Genomic DNA, 1,929 nt, shown 5'->3' on the forward strand with positions numbered 1-1,929 from the left:
GCAGGGCGAGTACGCCGACCAGTACGGCCGGCAGGCCGAGGAGGCCCCGGCCGGCCACCCCTACACCCCTGAGCCGCCCGCACTGCCCGCGGCCGAGCCGCACACCACCCTGCCGTCCGGGCTGCCCAAGCGCCGCCCCGGCGAGCAGCTGGCGAGCGGCGGCCCCAGCGCCGCTCCGGCCGGCGCCGGTTCGTCCGGCGACAGCCCGAACTGGTTCGCCGGCGCCAGGGACAACACGACGCCCGCGGCCCAGCGCGGCCACGACGTGTCCTCACTCGGCGGATACGGCCCGACCGGCCCGACCGCCAGCTCCCCCTGGCAGTCGCCGAACGACGGCGACTGGCAGCGGGCCGAGCAGCTCCGCGAGCCCTCCTCCAGCGGCACCACCGACTCCGGTCTGCCGCGCCGCGTGCCCAAGCAGAACCTGGTGCCGGGCAACGCCAAGTCCACCCCGCAGGACGGGCCGCAGGTCTCCCGCAGCCCGGAGGAGGTCCGTGGCCGCCTCACCAACCTGCGACGCGGCGTGGAGCAGGGTCGCAGTGCCGGCAACACCGGAAGCTTCCGGATCGACCCCGATCAGGCAGACCAGTCCGGCAACGGACAGAACCGGAGCACCGATCTCTTCGGCGGCTCGAACCACCAGGAGCGTTGAGTTGACTCAGATGAGCCAGGCCGCACAGAACCTGAACTGGCTGATCACCAATTTCGTGGACAACACCCCCGGGGTGTCCCACACCGTGGTGGTCTCCGCGGACGGCCTCCTGCTGTGCATGTCCGAGGGCTTCCCCCGGGACCGCGCCGACCAGCTCGCCGCCGTCGCCTCCGGCCTCACCTCCCTCACCTCCGGTGCGAGCCGGATCTTCGAGGGCGGCGAGGTCAACCAGACCGTGGTCGAGATGGAGCGGGGCTTCCTGTTCCTGATGGCCGTCAGCGACGGCTCGGCCCTCGCCGTCCTGGCCGCCCCGGACTCCGACATCGGCCTCGTCGGCTACGAGATGGCCCTGCTCGTCGACCGCGCCGGCGCCGTCCTCACCCCCGCTCTCCGCGCCGAACTCCAGGGCAGTCTCCTGCACTGACGGTTCGTCGGATACCGTCCAGGTATTCGAAGCACCTCCGCGTCCTTCCCGGGCCCGCTTCGGCGGGCTCGGGTTCGGACGTCGTACGGCCTTCGCACCACCGGCTCCGGACCTGCGCCGAAGCTCGCACCGCACCGCCGCACCTTGTGAGGAGAGGAACCGTGACACCGCCCGACGACCGCAGCGGCCAGTACGGTCTTCCGTACCCTGGCACAGGCCATGACGCCTTCGGAGCACCCGGCGTCGGCCACGGTCAGCAGTACGGCCGGCACCAGTACGGGCAGCCCCAGCACCCGTACCCCCGGACCCAGGAGCAGTACGGCCAGTACGACCAGTACTCCCGGGAGCCCTCGTACGGCGCCCCGGCACCCGGCTACCCGGCACCGGCGCCCGAGCCGGCCCCCGGCTACCGGCCCGCCGAGGAGCCCGGCTACGTCGAGGAGTTCGAGGACGAAGCCGACTCGGGCCCGCTGATCCGCCCGTTCGCGATGACCGGTGGCCGGACCCGGCCGCGCTACGAACTCGCGCTGGAGGCCCTGGTCTCCGCCGATGTCGATCCGCAGCGCCTCGCCACCCTGCTCCCCGAGCACCAGCGGATCTGCACGCTGTGCACGGAGGTCAAATCCGTCGCGGAGGTGTCGGCGCTGCTCTCCCTTCCCCTGGGAGTGGCCCGCATCCTCGTGGCCGACCTCGCCGAGGCCGGCCTGGTCGCCATCCACCAGCCCGCTTCCGGCGGCGAAACCGGAAACCAGCCCGACGTCACGCTGCTCGAAAGGGTCCTCAGTGGACTTCGCAAGCTCTAACGCGGCCGCCCCCACCCGCGCCACCACCTCCGCGAAGATCGTCGTCGCGG

Annotated in this window: 2 protein-coding genes and 1 pseudogene; all 3 read left to right on the top strand. The window is 72.5% G+C overall.

The genetic code is table 11. The annotated features are described in order from the left end of the window. Positions 1-652: pseudogene (locus tag ACIQOW_RS39575) on the top strand (hypothetical protein); the annotation flags it as partial. 10 nt (positions 653-662) lie between these two features. Beyond that, entirely contained in the window at positions 663-1,076 is a 414-nt protein-coding gene (locus tag ACIQOW_RS39580) for a roadblock/LC7 domain-containing protein (protein WP_030248297.1), read from the top strand. 161 nt (positions 1,077-1,237) lie between these two features. Further along, complete coding sequence (locus tag ACIQOW_RS39585; RefSeq protein WP_401092832.1) at positions 1,238-1,879, top strand: DUF742 domain-containing protein; 642 nt, start codon at positions 1,238-1,240, stop codon at positions 1,877-1,879. Positions 1,880-1,929: the final 50 nt, after the last annotated feature.

The sequence above is a fragment of the Kitasatospora sp. NPDC091335 genome (assembly GCF_044757205.1).
Classification (GTDB): Bacteria; Actinomycetota; Actinomycetes; order Streptomycetales; family Streptomycetaceae; genus Kitasatospora.

Bases quoted from the DNA above. Each gene is read 5' to 3' on its own strand.
- ACIQOW_RS39580 (WP_030248297.1), top strand. From the start codon at position 663: ATGAGCCAGGCCGCACAGAACCTGAACTGGCTGATCACCAATTTCGTG.